Genomic DNA, 15,853 nt, shown 5'->3' with positions numbered 1-15,853 from the left:
GGGGCCACGACACCGGAGCTGATCAGACGGCCGGTCTTCGATCGAAGCGCCCGGGTGGCCGGCGAGGTGCCGGGGTGCCCGGGGGCCACTACCGGAGACCGGTGCGCTGACCGGCTCCCTCTCGGGTGGTCGTGCGGCCCTGTTCTTCTGTCTTACCGGAACGGGGGAGCGGCCGCAGGCCACTCCCCCGTCACGTCATCGGCGCAGGCCGAGCCGCTCGATGAGCGACCGGTAGCGGTTGATGTCCTTCTTCTGGACGTAGTTGAGCAGCCGACGGCGACGGCCGACCAGCAGCAGCAGCCCACGGCGGCTGTGGTGGTCGTGCTTGTGCACCTTCAGGTGCTCGGTGAGCTCGGCGATCCGCTTGGTGAGGACCGCGACCTGCACCTCCGGCGAACCGGTGTCGCCCTCGGCGGTCGCGTACTCCGCGCGGATCTTGGCCTTGGCTTCCTGGTCGAGCGCCATGTTCTCCCTGTTTCGGTGGGTTTATCAGTGATGTCCGTCGTCGGTCCGCAAGGACGGAGACGGACGAACCTCGCACCCGCGGCGTCGTGCAGGCACGCGAGGCCCCGCGTCGGTCAGCCGACGTCCCTGCCAGACTACCAGCCCCGATCGGGAGCACCCGGCCAAGGTCGGCGCGGTGGGTCAGCCGACCGCCCGACGGGTCCGCTCCACGTCCTCGGCGATCTGCGCCACCAACGGCTCGATCGCGTCGTACGTCCGTTGTTCGCGCAGGTGCGCCACGAAGTCCAGGGCCAGCCGCTCGCCGTACAGGTCGCCGGTGAAGTCCAGCGCGTACGCCTCCACCCGGCGCTCCCGTCCGGAGAAGGTCGGGTTGGTGCCGATCGAGACGGCCGCCGCGAGCGGCGCGGAGCCCCGGCGCACCAGGCGGGCGGCGTAGACCCCGTCGGCGGGGACCGCCGCGTACCGGTGGGTGAGCAGGTTCGCGGTCGGGTAGCCCAGCTCGCGGCCGCGCTGGTCGCCGCGGACCACCACGCCCTCCACCCGGTGCCGCCGGCCGAGCGCGGCGGCCGCCGCCGCCACGTCGCCCGCGTCGACGCAGGAGCGGATGTACGTGGAGGAGAAGACGGTGCCCGCCGCGGCGACCAGCGGGGCGCCCTCCACCCCGAAGCCGAAGGTGCGGCCGAGCCGCTCCAGCAGGGCCACGTCGCCGGCCGCCTTGTGCCCGAAGCGGAAGTTGTCGCCGACCACCACCAGCGCGGCGTGCAGGTGCTCGACCAGGATGTCGTGCACGAACGCCTCGGCGGGCAGCCGGGAGAACTCCGGGGTGAACGGCACCACGCAGAGCACGTCGACGCCGAGCGCCTCGATCAGCTCCGCCTTGCGCGCCGGCTCGGTCAGCACCGCCGGGTGCGAGCCGGGCCGGACCACCTCGGCCGGGTGCGGGTCGAAGGTGACCACCACCGACCGCACGCCCAGCTCCCGGGCCCGGGCCACGGCGTGGCCGATGGTGGCCTGGTGTCCCTTGTGCACCCCGTCGAAGACGCCGATGGTGACCACCGAACGGCCCCAGCCGCCGGGAGCCGCCTCGTAGCCCCGCCACCGCTGCATGTGGGTCCTCCCCTGTTCGCGCCGCCGGCTCAGGCCGGGGCGAGGACGATCTCCGCGCGGGCCCGGCCGTCCCGCTCGCTGACGATAGCGATCAGCCCGCCGTCCGGGCCGAAGACGGCGTACGGGCCGGTGATGCCGACCGGCGCCAGCGGGCCACCGTGGGAGAGGACCTTCGCCTCCTCGGGCGTGGCGTCGCGGCGCGGGAAGTAGCGGTCGGCGGCGGCCTCCAGCGGCAGGTTGACCACCTCGGGCGCGCGCTGCTCCAGCTCGTCGAGGGTGGCCGCCTCGGCCAGCCGGAAACCGCCGACGGCGGTACGGCGCAGCGCGGTCAGGTGGCCGCCGACGCCGAGCGCCAGGCCCGCGTCCCGGGCGATGGCCCGGATGTACGTGCCGGAGGAGCAGGTCACGTCCACGTCGACGTCCACCACGTCGGGCGTGTCCCGGCGCACGGCGAGCACGTCGAGGCGGGAGACGGTGACCCGGCGGGCGGGCAGCTCGACGCTCTCCCCCTCGCGGACCCGCTTGTACGCCCGCTCTCCGTTGATCTTGATGGCGCTGACCGCGCTCGGCACCTGGTCGATCTCGCCGGTGAGCGCGGCCAGCGCGCCGCGGACCGCCTCGTCGGTGATCCCGCCGGCCGGGGTGGTGGCGATCACGTCGCCCTCGGCGTCGTCGGTGACGGTGGCCTGACCGAGCCGGATCGTGGCGGTGTAGCTCTTGCCGGCGCCGATCACGTAGGTGAGCAGCCGGGTGGCCCGGCCCACGCCGATCACCAGCACGCCGGTGGCCATCGGGTCCAGGGTGCCGCCGTGCCCCACCCGCCGGGTACGGGCCAGCCGCCGGATCCGTGCCACCACGTCGTGCGACGTCATGCCGCCGGGCTTGTCGACCACGATCAGACCGTCTGTGCTCACGACCGCCAAGCCTGCCAGAGCCGGATGACCGCCCACGCGGCGGATGCCACCTCGATCGACCGGTGCCTCCGGGACCCGCCGGCGGGAACGGGGTCGCGCCGCGCGCCCCGGTTCCGGCAGACTGCGGCCACCCCCTCACCGCCCCCGGGAGCCCGCCGTGCCGAACCCGTCCCACCAGCACCGCCCCCGGGTAGACCTGCCGGACTGGATGCGCAATCCGGAACCGCCCCGGCGCACGCCCGGCCGCCGGCTCTCCGACCTGGTCGACTCCGTGCCCCGGCTGCACGCCGCGCGCCGCCGGCTCTGGGCCTGGCGGGACCGCAGCCGGTTCGGCGAGCGGCACCCGGTGGTCGCGGCGATCGGGTCGTTCGTCTTCGTCGGCGTGACGGCCACCTGCCTGGTGGTCGGCACCTTGTACCTGCTCTACCAGATCCGTCGCGGCGCGGTCTGAGCGCCGCCCGCCGCCAGAGCGTCCACCGATTCGCGCAGGGACCGGAATGACCGACCAGAACCCCGCCCCCGAGCCGGCCCGCCGGTTCGACCAGCTCTTCGCCACCGACGACGAGCCGGTACGCATCCCGGACTGGATGCGCCATCCGGTCCAGGAGCACGAGCTGACCCGCGCCGAGCGGCTCCGGCTCGGTTGGGACCGGCACAGCGGCAAGCTGCTCGCCGGGGTGGGCGCGCTGCTGGTGGTCGGCCTGCTGGCCGTCGTCGGCGCCGCCGGCTGGGGGTTCGTGGACAAGGTCCACCGGGGCGAGGGGATCCTGCCGACCCGCTCGGCGCAGCCGCCGCGCCCGGTCGACGGGAACGGCAACACCCTCGGCGTCTTCCTCGGCACGCCGGCCGAGAGCTTCGCCGAGGGCGAGGCCGGGATCGTGCTGCCGGCCGCCCGGGCCACCGGGCCGTTCACCGCGAAGCAGGTCACCGCGGCGCTGGCCGCCGTACGGGGGGCACTGGTCGAGGGCCGGCTGCGCAGCCGCATGCTGGGCGGCGACCCGCAGCCGTTCCTCGCCGGCTTGGCGCCCGACGCGCGGGCGCGGGCCACCGAGAACCTGACCAGGGGCAGCGCGCTCGGCTTCGCCACCCGGATCGCGCCGGACGCCGACCCGCGCTGGGTGCCGGAGGACGGCATCCGGGTCCGGGGCACGGTCGAGTACGCGGCCGGGACGACCGACGAGGGGGTCCGGGTCCTGAACGTCACGACCCGGTTCATCTGGGTCTACTCGTTCGACCTGTTGCTGGCGCAGCAGTTCCCGCCCGGGGCGGAGCTGGTGACGGTGCGCGACCAGGTGGTGTGGCAGTTCCCGCACCCGGCCGACGTGCGGCCCGCCACGCGCGGGCTCTGGGTCGGGTCCGCCGACGTCACGGTGGCCGGCGCTCCCTGCGCGGCGCTGCGCAAGGGCTACCTGGCGTTGGAGAACGACCCGGCCCACCGCCCGCTGCTGCGGCCCGGGCCGGCACCGACCGCCGACGTGTACGACCCGGGCTGGGAGCCGGGCGACGGCGAGGACTGCTGAGCCCGGTGTGTCGAACCGGGCGGCGCTGGTCAGCGGACCGCGCCGACGACCGCCCAGCCGCCCGAGCGCAGCCGCAGCAGCAACGCGACCAGCCGCAGCAGCACGAACAGGGTCAGCCCGGCCCAGATCCCGCCCAGCCCCAGGTCGAGCCCGTAGGCCAGCCAGATCGCCGGCAGGAAGCCGCCCAGCGCCGCCACGATGGTGAGGTTGCGCAGGTAGCGGACGTCTCCCGCGCCGATCAGCACCCCGTCGAGGGCGAACACCACGCCGCCGATCGGCTGGAGCGCGACGAACCACGGCCAGGCGACCATGGCCTGCTCGCGTACCTGCGCATCGCTGCTGAACCAGGCCGGGACCAGGCCGGCGCCGGCGGCGATCAGCACCGCGAACGCCACGCCGCAGGCACCACCGACCAGGGCGACCCGGCGGGCCAGCGCCCGCGCTCCGGCCGCGTCGCCGGCCCCGAGCGCCGCACCGACCAGCGACTGCGCGGCGATCGCCAGCGCGTCCAGCACCAGGGCGGTGAAGAACCACAGTTGTACGGCGATCTGGTGGGCGCCGACCGCGGCGGCGCCGAACCGGGCCGCGACGGCGGTGGCGGAGAGGAAGCTCGCCTGGAAGGCGACGCCCCGGATGAGCAGGTCCCGGCTGAGCACCAACTGCTGGCCGATCGTCCGGGGCCGGGGGCGCAGCGCGACCCGCTCGCGCACCAGGGCCGCCGCGAAGAGGCCACCGGAGAGGGTCTGCGCGACCGCGTTCGCCACCGCCGAGCCGGTCAGGCCGAGCCCGAGCGGGTAGACCAGCAGCGGGCAGAGCAGCGCGGAGAGCAGGTTGGGCGCGAGCACGAAGAGCAGCGGGCGGCGGGTGTCCTGCACGCCGCGCAGCCAGCCGTTGCCGGCGGCGGCGAGCAGCAGGCCGGGGGCGCCGAGCGCGGCGACCCGCAGCCAGGTCGCGGCGGCGTCGGCGACCGCACCGGGACCGCCGACGAGGGTACGCGCCAGCCATCCGCCGCCGACGCCGATGGCGAGCGCCACCAGCACCCCGACGGTGAGCGCCAGCCAGGACGCCTGCACGCCCTCGGCCACCGCGGCGGCCCGGTCGCCGGAGCCGAACCGCCGGGCCGACCGGCCGGTGGTGCCGTACGCGACGACGGTGCCGAGCCAGGCGGTGAGCGTCATCACGGTGCCGCCGACGGCGAGCGCGGCGAGCGGCACCCGGCCCAGGTGGCCCACGACGGCGGTGTCGACCAGCACGTAGAGCGGCTCGGCGGCGAGCACCACGAGCGCCGGCAGCGCGAGCGCGGCGATCCGGCGGGGCGAGGCGACGCCGGCGGGGGCGGGGGTGGCGGTCTGGCTCATCGACGCCGATCCTGGCATGCGCTCAGTAAGGGATGCAAGGCTGGGCAACACTTACCTGGCCGTACCGGTCCGGGCCGACCGACGGGCGTCGTACGGTGAGGCCATGCCGGCCAGCCGGGACCCGATCGTCGGCGGCGCCAACCCCGTCTGGTGGCGTCGGGTCTTCGGGGAACTGCTCGGCACCTTCTTCCTGGTGCTCGTCTCGGTCGGGCCCGGCGTGGTCAACCAGCGGGTCGGCGGCGAGCAGGTCAGCCGGACCGCGGCGGTGGTCGCCCCCGGGCTGATGGTGGCCTCGATCATCCTGTTCATGGGCGCGGTCTCCGGCGCCCATCTGAACCCCTCGGTCACGCTCGCCTTCGCGCTGCGCCGGGACTTCCCCTGGCGGCGGGTGCCGGGCTACCTGGCCGCCCAGTTCGCCGGCTCCGTGGCGGCGGCCGGGCTGCTGGCCGGCCTGCTCGGCGGGCACGGCACCGCCGGGCTGACCCTGCCGGCCCCGGGCGTCGGCACTCCGCTGGCCCTGGCCTGGGAGCTGGTGCTCACCGTCGGACTGATCAGCACCATCCTCGGCACCGCCTCCGGCGCGCAGAACGTGGGCCCGCTGGCCGCCGTGGCCGTCGGCGGCTACCTGGCGCTCGCCGGGCTCTGGGCCTCCCCGCTCACCGGGGCGTCGATGAACGTGTTCCGCTCCCTCGGCCCGGCCCTCGTCTACGGGCAACCCCGGGCCTGGTGGGCGTACCTGCTCGGGCCACTGCTCGCGGTCCCCGTGGCGGTCGGTCTCGCCGTCCTGCTGCGCGGCCCCGGCGGCACCCGCGCCAGCCGCCGCGTCGCCCAGGGCACCGTCCGCCACTGACCCCCGCCCCGACCCCGGGCGCCCCTGGGCACCCGCACGAGTCGATCAAGGGGATTGCGTCACCGCGTGACCTCGGCCGTGACGCGAACCTCTTGATGGACACCGGATCGCCACCCGGCGGAGGTGCAGGGGTGGGACCGGTGCGGCGGTGACGTCGGTCGAGCCGGCGTCACCGCCGGACGGCGTACGTCACTGACGGGTGTCCATGGAGGTCTGCAGCGCGCGGCGCATCTGCTCGCGCGCCTCGTCGGTGGTGGTCTCGGTCTGCGGCTTGTGCTTGGTCGCCATGGGAGTCCCTCTCCAGGTGCGGACCACCGCCACGGTGGCCCTACGGGCGGCGACGACCCCGACCCGGCGCGGCACCGGCCGCGTCGCGAAGTCGTCGTCGTGCTGAGCGCCGGGAGAGCGGTCCGGGATCACCGGAGCGGCTCGCCTGGCAGCGTGAGCCCGGGTCGGTCCGACCCTGGAGGGAGGTGGCGCCGGGTGCGGGGCCACCGCCCGTGACCAGCGCCTCGACGGCACCGGCCCCGCACCCAAGTTAACGTTCATTTTCCACATGCTGCCCAGGCTTCCCGCAATGCGGACACGCTGACCGTCCGGTCAGCGGGCCAGGAAGTGCCAGCCCAGCCACCACCAGAACCCGAACAGACCGATCCGGCCCACCGGCACCGGGCCGACCTCGTAGCGCATCACGACGGCGCAGACGTCGGCCAGCGACGGGATCCGGGAACCCTCCCGGCGGGCGGCCCACTCGATCGCCGCGGCGAGCAGCAGCGCGGTCGCGAAGCCGGTGATCGCCAGCGCGCGCATCATCGGCGGACCATCCCCCAGAACGCGGCCAGCCAGGCGAACCAGGCGGCCGACCGGACCACATGGTCCTCCAGCAGCGGGTCGGCCAACCGGGAGAAGGTGGGGAAGTCGTCCCCCACCGAGAGCACGAACGTCGTCCCCTCGAAGATCCCGAAGACGATGGCGGGCAGCAGCCACCAGAGCGCGCCGGGGGCGAGGCGGCGAGGGGCGGGTCGGCGCGGCACCCGGTTGCTCAGGCCGATCCAGATCAGCACGCCACCCGTGCCGAAGCTGTAGAGGTTGGCCTGGGCCGAGAAGGAGGGCAACTGCCCGCCGACCAGGGAGAGGCAGATCAGCACCGGCACGGAGACGACCGGGCGGTCCCAACTGGCCCGGGCGTCGACGGTGAGCTCGCGGGGGTGATCCATCTCCCGATTGTCCCCACCGTCACGCACAGCGGGAAGACCGGCACGCCCCGGAGTCGCCCCCTAAGGTCTCAGCCGGCCAGCAGCGCCCCGGACAGCTCGGCCCGGATCGACGCCACCACCTCGTCGACGGTGCCCCGACCGGTGAACCCGGCCGCGAACCGGTGCCCGCCCCCGCCGAGCGCCACCGCCACCGCGCTCACGTCCACCGCGCCCTTGCTGCGCAGCGACACCGCCCACTCCCGGTCGCTCACCTGCTTCACCACGCACGCCACGTCCGCCTCGGCCGTGCACCGCACCGAGTCGATCAGCGCCTCCAGCACGTACGCCGGCTGGTCGTGCCGGGCCAGGTCGTCCCGGGTGGCGTATGTCCAGACCAGCCCGTGCCCCGCGGCGGCCGCCGGTTCGAGCCGGGCCCGGAGCAGCACCTCGCCGAAGAGCCGGACCGCGCCGAACGGCCGGGTGTCGTAGATCCGCCGGGAGATCTCCCCCGGGCGGATGCCGGTGGCCAGCAACCGGCCGGCCATCGCATGCACCGCCGGGGTGGTGGCCTCGAAGCGGAACGAGCCGGTGTCCGTGCTCAGCGCCACGTAGAGGCCGGTGGCGATCTCCGCGTCGAGCGCCACCCCGAGCCGGCGCAGCAGCTCCTCGGCGACCACCGAGGTGGCCGCCGCGTGCGGATCCACCAGGTGGATGCCGCCGAACCGGGTGTTCGAGGCGTGGTGGTCCAGCACCAGCGCGGCGCCCGACCCGGCCAACCGGTCGACCAGGTCACCCAGCCGGGACTCGCTGGCCGCGTCGAAGCAGATGACCAGGTCGGGATCCGGGTACGCCTCGTCCTGCGGGACCAGCAGCTCGATGCCGGGCAGCCAGCGGAACGACTCCGGCACCTCCGGCGGCCCCGGGAAGGTCGCCTGGAGCTGCCGTACGCCGAGCCGCCGCAGGCCCAGCCCGAAGCCGAGCATGCTGCCGAGCGCGTCGCCGTCCGGGTTGACGTGGCAGATCAACAGCACCCGGGCGGTGGCGGGGAGCCCGCGCACCGCCGCGACGGCGGCCGCCCAGTCGGCCTCGGTGGGACCGGTGCCGGCCGGCGCGGGCGAGGTCACCGGGCGTCGCCGCCGCGCGGCCCGTCGGTGTCCCCGGTCTGCTCGTCGGCGTCGCCGGTCTGCTCGTCGGCGTCCTCGTCGTCCTCGTCGACCCGGTACGGCTGCGGCTCGCCCGCGTACTGCGCGCCGGCCGCCAGCCGCTGCACCTCGGCGTCCGCGTTCCGGGCCGCGGCGAGCAGGTCGTCGATGTGCTTGACCTGGTCCTGCACGTCGTCCAGGACGAAGGTCAGGGTCGGCGAGTGCCGCAGCCCGAGCGCCTTGCCGACGGTGCTGCGCAGCATGCCCTTGGCGCTCTCCAGCGCGGCGGCGGTGCTGGCCTGGGCCGCCGCGTCACCGAGCACGGTGTAGAAGACCGTGGCGTCGCGCAGGTCGGCGGTGATCCGGGCGTCGGTGATGGTGACCATGCCGAGCCGGGGGTCCTTGATCTGGCTCCGCACCACCGACGCGACCAGTTCACGGATGCGCTCCGCGTGCCGACGTACCTTGGCCGGATCCGACATGTCCCCCACCTCCACGATCACGGTTCACCGGCTCCGATCCGGGCCGGCGCGGATGCGCCGGGCCGTGCTCGCGAGCCGTCGGCCGGAGACGACGACGCCGGGCGCCGCCGGGTCCGACCGCCCAACGTCGAAGAACATTACCCGCGTCCGGTCGGGCGTCGCGCGGCACGGCCGGGCAGCCGCGCGACGCGCCGACGGGGTCAGTCGTCCGCGCCGTGCAGGCGGCGGCGCACCGACAACAGCTCGGTCTCCGGACGGGCGGCGATCAGCCGCTCGCAGGAGTCCAGCACCTCGCGGACGTGGGCCGGCTCGGCGGCCACCACGGCCACCCCGATCTCGGCCCGACCGTGCAGGTCGAGCGCGCCCACCTCGGCGGCCGAGACCTCGAACTTGCGCAGCGCCGCGACGATCGGCCGGACGTAGGAGCGCTTCGCCTTCAGCGAGCGGGAGTCGCCCGGGAGCAACAGGTCGAACAGCGCGGTTCCGGTATACACGGCGAGCAACGGTACGCGGGCGGGCGCCGCCCGGCACGCGATTAAGGGGCGACCGCCACCAGCACGTCCCGCTCGATCGCCTGGTCGACCCGGTGGGCGAGGTCACGCCAGCCGGGCCCGTCGACCACCCGCAGGCCGGCGTCGGTCAGCACCGCCTCGGCCGCCGCGCGCGGGGCCACGTGGGTGTTCCAGGACAATCCCACCGCGCCGCCCGGCCGCAGCAGCTCCCGCCAGACCGGCACGGCGGCGGTGAGCAGCTCCAGCGGGCTGCGGGACAACCCCGCTCCGGTACGGCTGCCGTGGGCCACCCCGTACGGCGCGTCGGTCACGATCACGTCGGCGCAGCGGGCCCGGAGCACCTCACGGGCCCGGGTGGTGTCGGTGTTCAGCACGACGACCCGCTGGGTGACGCCGGCCCGGTGCTCGTCGCGGGACGGGGAGAGCACCGCCTCGAACCGGCGGGCGATCAGCTTGCGGTCCCGGCGCACCGACGTGGTCTCCGCCGTGTGCTTGAGCCGCTTGCGACGCAGCCACGTCTTCAGGAACGCCGTGTACGCCTCCACGTCCTGGCTGTCGCGCTCGACGCCGATGCCGTCGTGGCCGTACATCAGCGCCTGGTTGAGGGTGGTGCCCCGGCCGCAGAGCGGGTCCAGCACCACGAGGCCGCCGTCCAGCATCCGGGGCGCGGCGGCCGAGGCGAGCAGCGTGACGTTGAGAAGCAGCCGGGTGAACTGCTCGTTGGTCTTGCCGGCGTACTTCTGGATGGTGATCAGGTCGGAGTCGTAGCGCGCCAGCGGGTGCAGCGGCACCGGCCGCAGCAGGTCCTCCCCCACCCGCTCGAAGAGCGCGTACGCCGCCGACAGGTTCGCCAGGTGGGCCAGGTCGCGGGGGCCGAGCCCGGGCGCGGGGGCGGTGAAGGTCAGGTACTCCACCCCGCCGATCCGGGTCACCTCGGCGTCGGCCGGGGCCGCGTCGAGCACCCCGGAGCCGGCGTAGACCTCCAGCTCGGCGCGGGCCAGCCGGGCGGCGGCGTCGGCGTAGACACGGTTGGCGGACGGGGCGAGCAGCAGCGCGTACCTGGACACGCCGCAGATTGTTCCAGCCTGCGGAAACGGCGACGGCCGGGGCCCTGAGGGCCCCGGCCGTCGTCAGTTCACACCGCTCAGGCGCGCGGCTTCTCCCGCATCTCGAAGGTCTCGATGATGTCGCCGACCTGGACGTTGTTGAACCCGGCCAGGGTCAGACCACACTCGAAGCCTTCGCGGACCTCGGTCGCGTCGTCCTTGAACCGCTTCAGGGAGCTGATCGTGAGGTTGTCCGCCACGACCGCCCCGTCCCGCAGCAGCCGCGCCTTGGCGTTGCGGCGGATGAGGCCGGACCGGACGATACAGCCGGAGATGTTGCCGATCTTGGACGAGCGGAAGACGTCGCGGATCTCCGCGGTGCCCAGCTCGACCTCCTCGTACTCCGGCTTGAGCAGACCCTTGAGCGCGGCGTCGATCTCCTCGATGGCCTGGTAGATGACCGTGTAGTACCGGATCTCCACGCCCTCGCGGTCGGCGATCTCGCGGACCTTGTTGGCGGCCCGCACGTTGAAGCCGATGATCGTGACCGCCTCGTTCGAGGCGCTCGCGAGCATGACGTCGCTCTCGGTGATCGCACCCACGCCCCGGTGGATGATCCGGAGCTGGACCTCCTCGGGGATGTCCAGGTTGAACAGCGCGTCCTCGAGCGCCTCCACGGAACCGGAGCCGTCGCCCTTGAGCACCAGGTTGAGCGAGGTCTTCTCGCCCTCCTTGAGCTGCTCCATGAGCGTCTCGAGAGTGGCCCGGCCACGGGAGTTGGCGAACGAGGCCGCCCGCCGCCGTGCCTGCCGCTGCTCGGCGATCTGCCGCACGGTGCGGTCGTCCTCGGCGGCCAGGAAGGTGTCACCCGCACCCGGCACCGTGGTCAGACCCAGCACCATGACCGGACGCGCCGGCCCGGCCTCGTCGACCGGAGTGCCGTTCTCGTCCAGCATCGCCCGGACCCGGCCGTGCGCCCCACCGGCGACGATCGAGTCGCCGGCCCGCAGGGTGCCCTTCTGCACCAGGACGGTCGCCACCGCACCACGGCCCTTGTCCAGGTGCGCCTCGATGGCGACACCCTGCGCCGGCCCGTCGATCGGAGCGGTCAGCTCCAGCGACGCGTCGGCGGTCAGCAGCACGGCCTCGAGCAGCTCGTCGATGCCGATGCCGGGCTTGGCCGCCACGTTGACGAACATGGTGTCGCCGCCGTACTCCTCGGCGACCAGGCCGTACTCGGTCAGCTGCTGGCGGACCTTGTCCGGGTTGGCGTCCGGCTTGTCGACCTTGTTGACCGCGACCACGATCGGCACGTCCGCCGCCTTGGCGTGGTTGAGCGCCTCGATGGTCTGCGGCATCACGCCGTCGTCGGCCGCCACCACCAGGATCACGATGTCCGTGACCTGGGCACCACGGGCACGCATGGCGGTGAACGCCTCGTGACCCGGGGTGTCGATGAAGGTGACCGCCCGGTCCTCGCCCTCGTGCGGGACGTGGACCTGGTAGGCGCCGATGTGCTGGGTGATGCCACCCGCCTCACCGGCCACGACGTTCGCCTTGCGGATCGCGTCGAGCAGCTTGGTCTTACCGTGGTCGACGTGACCCATGACGGTCACCACCGGCGCACGGCTGACCAGGCGGTCCGCCGCGACCTCGGCGTCGAGGTCGATGTTGAACTGCGCGAGCAGTTCGCGGTCCTCGTCCTCCGGGCTGACGATCTGCACGTCGAAGCCGAGGTGCTCACCCAGCAGCAGCAGGGTCTCGTCGGAGCAGGACTGGGTCGCGGTCACCATCTCGCCCAGGTTGAACATCTCCTGGACCAGCGAACCCGGGTTGGCGTTGATCTTGTCGGCGAAGTCCGACAGCGAGGCGCCACGGGACAGCCGGACGACCTGACCCTGACCCCGGGGGGCACCCGAGGACATGGTCGGGGCCGACAGGTTGTCGAACTCCTGTCTGCGCTGCTTCTTGGACTTGCGACCGCGGGTCGGCCGACCACCCGGACGCCCGAAGGCACCCGCGGCGCCGCCGCCACGGCCACGACCGCCACCACCCGGACGGCCACCGCCGCCGGCCGGACCACCCGGACGGAAGCCGCCGCCGGGAGCACCGGCACCGCCGCCGCCACCGGGACCGCCGCGGTAGCCACCGCCACCGCCGCCGCCACCGGGACCGCCGCGGTAGCCACCGCCACCGCCGCCGCCACCGGGACCGCCGCGGAAACCGCCACCGCCGCCACCGGGACGACCGGCGCCGCCGCCGGGTCCACCCCGACCGCCGCCGGGACCACCGGGACGACCCGTGGTGGGCCGCTGGCTCGGCATGGACGCCGGGCTGGGCCGCGGCGGCATGGAGGCCGGGCTGGGCCGCGGCGGCATGCCCGCCGGGCTGGGACGGGGACCACCGGCACCGGCGGCCGGCGGCCGCTGCTGCTGGCCGCCCTGGATGCCGAACGGGTTGTTACCGGCGCCGCGCGCCGGCGGGCGACCACCCGGACGGGCGTTCGGACCCGGGGCCGGCGCGCCGGGGCGACCGGCGGCCGGGGAACCCGGACGGGGCGCCATGCCACCCGGACCCGGACGCGGGCCCGGGCCGGGCCGCGGGCCACCCTCGGTCGGGGGCTCCCGTCGGACGTTCTCGCGCTGCTGCTGGCGGGCGGCCTGGGCGGCCTTGACCGCGGCCTCCTGCTCAGCCTTCAGCGCGGCGGCGCGCGCCTCGGCGGCGGCCACCTCGATGTCGTGTGCGCTCGCCGGCTTGGCGACCGGGGTCGCCGGCTGCGGCGGGCCGGGGACCGGGCCCTTGGGCTTCGGTCCAGGGGTCGGCGCGGCCGGCCGCCGCGGCGGCATCGGCTTGGCCGATACCCGGGGGGCACCCGGGGTCGGGGTCGGCGTCGGGGTCGGCGCCGGGCTCGGGGCGGCCGCCTGCGGGGCGGCCGGCGCCGAGGAACCACCGGCGGACGCGACGAAGGCGCCCCGCAGCCGTCGGGCCACGGGTGCTTCGACGGTGCTGGACGCGGACTTGACGAACTCGCCCATTTCCTTCAGCTTGGCGAGCACGGTCTTACTCTCGACCCCGAGCTCCTTGGCAAGCTCGTGTACGCGGGCCTTTCCTGCCACTGCACTCCTCACTCCGAGGTCGTGCGGGCAGCACCCGCAGCGACCTCACTCCTGCACTTGAAGCCTGGTCATTTCAGGGACTTCATCGTGTGCTCATGTCGGTCGTCCTACCTTGCTAGCGCCCCTCGGCCGGTCGGGTTTGACCGGTCGTCGGGGTTTGCGCGTCAACATGCTCCGCCAGCGCACCGTGATCCACGATCCCGGTGACCCGCAGCGCCCGCCCGAAGGCGCGCCGCCGCACCGCCTGCGCGAAGCAGGCCGGATCCGGGTGCATGTTCGCTCCCCGACCCGGCAACCTGCGGGCCGGATCAGGTCGGAGGCGGCAATGACCCACCTCGTCGCCGATCGCGACGATCCGCAGCAACTCGCTGGCCGGCGCTCGCTTCCGGCAGCCCACACAGGTGCGCTCCGGTAGCGCGCGTCGTGCCACTGGAGTAAGTCTACCCCTAGCTGTTCGAGATCGCGCCGCCCGGCTCGGGTACGTGATCAGCAGCGCCCCGGTTGGCGCCTCCCACCTGCTCGGCGTCGGACCGGATGTCGATCCGCCAACCGGTCAACCGGGCAGCGAGTCGGGCGTTCTGCCCTTCCCGGCCGATCGCCAGCGAGAGCTGGAAGTCCGGCACGGTCACCCGGGCGGTCCGGCTGGCCAGGTCGACCACCTCGACCCGGAGCGCCTTGGCCGGCGAGAGCGCGTTGCCGACGAAGGTGGCCGGGTCGTCCGACCAGTCGATGATGTCGATCTTCTCGCCGTGCAGCTCGCTCATCACCGCGCGTACCCGCTGGCCCATCGGCCCGATGCAGGCGCCCTTGGCGTTGACGCCGGAGGCGGTCGAGCGCACCGCGATCTTCGTCCGGTGACCCGCCTCACGGGCGATCGCACCGATCTCGACCGTGCCGTCGGCGATCTCCGGGACCTCCAGGGCGAAGAGCTTCTTCACCAGCGCCGGGTGCGAACGGGACAGGGTGATCTGCGGACCCCGCATGCCCTTGGCCACGTGCACCACGACGCAGCGGATCCGCTCGCCGTGCGCGTACCGCTCGCCGGGGACCTGCTCGGACTGGGGCAGGACGCCCTCCAGCTTGCCCAGGTCGACGCTGACGATGCCCTTCTCGGCCCGCGCCTCGTGCGCCTGCACCACGCCGGTGACCAGGTCACCGTCGCGGCCGACGTACTCGCCGAAGTGCACCTCGTCGGTGGCCTCCCGCAGCCGCTGGAGGATCACCTGCTTCGCCGTCATGGCGGCGATCCGGCCGAAGTCGTGCGGGGTGTCGTCCCACTCCCGCACCACCGAGCCGTCCTCGTCCAGCTCCTGGGCGTACACCGAGGCGGTGCCCGACTTGCGGTCGATCTCCACCCGGGCGTGCGGCTCGGCGCCGTCGGTGTGCCGGTAGGCGGTCAGCAACGCGGTCTCGATCGCCGCGAGGATGGTGTCGAACGGGATCTCCCGCTCGCGCTCCAGTGCGCGCAGCGCCGCGAGGTCGATGTTCACCTCTCCTCGTCCTCCACATCATCTTCGTCGTCGATGTCGTCGCCGTCGAACTCCTCGTCGGCGATCTCGTCCAGGCGGGTGAACTCCACCTGGACCCGGCCGGGCCCGAGCTCCGCGTACGGGTGCTCCACGCGACCGGTGTCGGTCTCCAGCACCACCCGCGCGTCGTCGGCCTCGATCACCCGGCCGGTCAGCTGGCGCTCCCCCGCGGCTCCCCGCACGGTCACCTTGACCAGTCGGCCGGTGTTGCGCCGCCAGTGCCGGGGCAGGGTGAGCGGCCGGTCCACGCCCGGCGAGCTGACCTCCAGCTGGTACTCGCCGGCCACGATGTCGCCACCGGCCTCCTCCGCCTCGTCCAGCGCGGCCGAGACGGCCCGGGAGACGTCGGCGACGGCGTCCAGGTTGATCCCGCCGTCGGCGTCCACGATCACGCGCACGACGTGCCGGCGACCGGCCCGGGAGACGGAGAGGTCCTCGAGGTCGTAGCCGGCGGCGGTGACCACCGGCTCGATCACCTCGCGCAGCCGGGCGCGGCGGGCGGCCAGGTCTCCGCGGGGTGCGCCGGCCCGGTCCCCGGTACGGGGCCCCTCGGACCGGCGGGGACGCCCGGCGGGCCCCGTCGGCCTGGTGGCACGGCCACGCTGCGTCATCTGGC

Annotated in this window: 16 protein-coding genes and 1 pseudogene; 3 read left to right on the top strand and 14 right to left on the bottom strand. The window is 74.3% G+C overall.

The annotated features are described in order from the left end of the window. Positions 1 to 195: 195 nt before the first annotated feature. The 3 genes from rpsO to truB form a co-directional block, all read right to left on the bottom strand. Entirely contained in the window at positions 196 to 465 is a 270-nt protein-coding gene (rpsO, locus tag GA0070611_RS30140) for a 30S ribosomal protein S15 (protein WP_043962418.1), read from the bottom strand. Positions 466 to 645: 180 nt separating this feature from the next. Continuing rightward, a complete protein-coding gene (locus GA0070611_RS30135) occupies positions 646 to 1,572 on the bottom strand; it encodes a bifunctional riboflavin kinase/FAD synthetase (RefSeq protein WP_091671915.1) in 927 nt (308 codons plus the stop codon). A gap of 29 nt (positions 1,573 to 1,601) precedes the next feature. Beyond that, on the bottom strand, positions 1,602 to 2,486 hold the full coding sequence (gene truB, locus GA0070611_RS30130) for a tRNA pseudouridine(55) synthase TruB (protein WP_091671913.1): 885 nt from the start codon (positions 2,484 to 2,486) through the stop codon (positions 1,602 to 1,604). A 157-nt stretch (positions 2,487 to 2,643) separates the two neighbouring features. On the opposite strand from truB, the gene GA0070611_RS30125 reads away from it, so the two are divergent. Both GA0070611_RS30125 and GA0070611_RS30120 read left to right on the top strand, forming a co-directional pair. Next, a complete protein-coding gene (locus GA0070611_RS30125; protein ID WP_231921268.1) occupies positions 2,644 to 2,937 on the top strand; it encodes a hypothetical protein in 294 nt (97 codons plus the stop codon). A gap of 46 nt (positions 2,938 to 2,983) precedes the next feature. Next, entirely contained in the window at positions 2,984 to 4,006 is a 1,023-nt protein-coding gene (locus GA0070611_RS30120) for a hypothetical protein (protein WP_091671911.1), read from the top strand. Positions 4,007 to 4,035: 29 nt separating this feature from the next. Here the strand turns inward: GA0070611_RS30120 and GA0070611_RS30115 are convergent, their stop codons facing one another. Further along, positions 4,036 to 5,364: an MATE family efflux transporter gene (locus GA0070611_RS30115; RefSeq protein WP_091671908.1), complete on the bottom strand. Its 1,329-nt coding sequence runs from the start codon at positions 5,362 to 5,364 to the stop codon at positions 4,036 to 4,038. Between the two features lie 103 nt (positions 5,365 to 5,467). Here GA0070611_RS30115 and GA0070611_RS30110 point away from each other — a divergent pair, with 103 nt between their 5' ends. Next, a complete protein-coding gene (locus tag GA0070611_RS30110; RefSeq protein WP_091671905.1) occupies positions 5,468 to 6,214 on the top strand; it encodes an MIP/aquaporin family protein in 747 nt (248 codons plus the stop codon). A gap of 600 nt (positions 6,215 to 6,814) precedes the next feature. On the opposite strand, the gene GA0070611_RS30100 is transcribed toward GA0070611_RS30110, so the two are convergent. From GA0070611_RS30100 to rimP, 10 genes and pseudogenes are all read right to left on the bottom strand, one after another. Further along, the gene (locus GA0070611_RS30100) at positions 6,815 to 7,024 is read right to left on the bottom strand and encodes a DUF6186 family protein (RefSeq protein ID WP_197676053.1); all 210 of its coding nucleotides are present in this window, start codon (positions 7,022 to 7,024) and stop codon (positions 6,815 to 6,817) included. Continuing rightward, positions 7,024 to 7,431, bottom strand: coding sequence for a hypothetical protein (locus GA0070611_RS30095; RefSeq protein WP_091671897.1), 408 nt, complete (start codon positions 7,429 to 7,431; stop codon positions 7,024 to 7,026). The genes GA0070611_RS30100 and GA0070611_RS30095 overlap by 1 nt, the downstream gene beginning before the upstream one ends. Positions 7,432 to 7,499: 68 nt before the next feature. Further along, on the bottom strand, positions 7,500 to 8,534 hold the full coding sequence (locus GA0070611_RS30090; protein WP_091671894.1) for a DHH family phosphoesterase: 1,035 nt from the start codon (positions 8,532 to 8,534) through the stop codon (positions 7,500 to 7,502). Beyond that, a complete protein-coding gene (gene rbfA, locus GA0070611_RS30085; protein WP_091673682.1) occupies positions 8,531 to 9,034 on the bottom strand; it encodes a 30S ribosome-binding factor RbfA in 504 nt (167 codons plus the stop codon). The genes GA0070611_RS30090 and rbfA overlap by 4 nt, the downstream gene beginning before the upstream one ends. Before the next feature lie 200 nt (positions 9,035 to 9,234). Further along, positions 9,235 to 9,528 (bottom strand): DUF503 domain-containing protein, encoded by a 294-nt coding sequence (locus GA0070611_RS30080; RefSeq protein ID WP_091419731.1) that lies wholly within the window; start codon positions 9,526 to 9,528, stop codon positions 9,235 to 9,237. A gap of 41 nt (positions 9,529 to 9,569) precedes the next feature. Further along, positions 9,570 to 10,613 carry a TRM11 family SAM-dependent methyltransferase gene (locus tag GA0070611_RS30075; protein ID WP_091671892.1) on the bottom strand — a complete coding sequence of 348 codons (1,044 nt, stop codon included), beginning with the start codon at positions 10,611 to 10,613 and terminating at the stop codon, positions 9,570 to 9,572. Positions 10,614 to 10,690: 77 nt separating this feature from the next. Continuing rightward, positions 10,691 to 13,708: a translation initiation factor IF-2 gene (gene infB, locus GA0070611_RS30070; protein ID WP_091671890.1), complete on the bottom strand. Its 3,018-nt coding sequence runs from the start codon at positions 13,706 to 13,708 to the stop codon at positions 10,691 to 10,693. 93 nt (positions 13,709 to 13,801) lie between these two features. Further along, a pseudogene (locus GA0070611_RS30065) lies at positions 13,802 to 14,138 on the bottom strand (YlxR family protein). 16 nt (positions 14,139 to 14,154) lie between these two features. Next, positions 14,155 to 15,198, bottom strand: coding sequence for a transcription termination factor NusA (gene nusA / locus GA0070611_RS30060; RefSeq protein ID WP_091671883.1), 1,044 nt, complete (start codon positions 15,196 to 15,198; stop codon positions 14,155 to 14,157). After that, positions 15,195 to 15,848 carry a ribosome maturation factor RimP gene (gene rimP, locus GA0070611_RS30055; protein ID WP_091671880.1) on the bottom strand — a complete coding sequence of 218 codons (654 nt, stop codon included), beginning with the start codon at positions 15,846 to 15,848 and terminating at the stop codon, positions 15,195 to 15,197. Before rimP ends, nusA begins: the two co-directional genes overlap by 4 nt. Positions 15,849 to 15,853 lie beyond the last annotated feature (5 nt).

It is taken from the genome of Micromonospora auratinigra (genome assembly GCF_900089595.1).
In the GTDB taxonomy this organism is placed as follows: domain Bacteria; phylum Actinomycetota; class Actinomycetes; order Mycobacteriales; family Micromonosporaceae; genus Micromonospora; species Micromonospora auratinigra.
Note: the sequence above shows the minus strand (reverse complement) of the source record. Positions and strands in the feature narration are given on the sequence as shown.

Excerpts from the sequence above, each read along its gene's own strand:
- rpsO (WP_043962418.1), bottom strand. The coding sequence starts at position 465 with ATGGCGCTCGACCAGGAAGCCAAGGCCAAGATCCGCGCGGAGTACGCG.
- GA0070611_RS30135 (WP_091671915.1), bottom strand. The coding sequence starts at position 1,572 with ATGCAGCGGTGGCGGGGCTACGAGGCGGCTCCCGGCGGCTGGGGCCGT.
- GA0070611_RS30120 (WP_091671911.1), top strand. The coding sequence starts at position 2,984 with ATGACCGACCAGAACCCCGCCCCCGAGCCGGCCCGCCGGTTCGACCAG.
- GA0070611_RS30115 (WP_091671908.1), bottom strand. The coding sequence starts at position 5,364 with ATGAGCCAGACCGCCACCCCCGCCCCCGCCGGCGTCGCCTCGCCCCGC.
- GA0070611_RS30110 (WP_091671905.1), top strand. The coding sequence starts at position 5,468 with ATGCCGGCCAGCCGGGACCCGATCGTCGGCGGCGCCAACCCCGTCTGG.
- GA0070611_RS30100 (WP_197676053.1), bottom strand. The coding sequence starts at position 7,024 with ATGCGCGCGCTGGCGATCACCGGCTTCGCGACCGCGCTGCTGCTCGCC.
- GA0070611_RS30095 (WP_091671897.1), bottom strand. The coding sequence starts at position 7,431 with ATGGATCACCCCCGCGAGCTCACCGTCGACGCCCGGGCCAGTTGGGAC.
- rbfA (WP_091673682.1), bottom strand. The coding sequence starts at position 9,034 with ATGTCGGATCCGGCCAAGGTACGTCGGCACGCGGAGCGCATCCGTGAA.
- rimP (WP_091671880.1), bottom strand. The coding sequence starts at position 15,848 with ATGACGCAGCGTGGCCGTGCCACCAGGCCGACGGGGCCCGCCGGGCGT.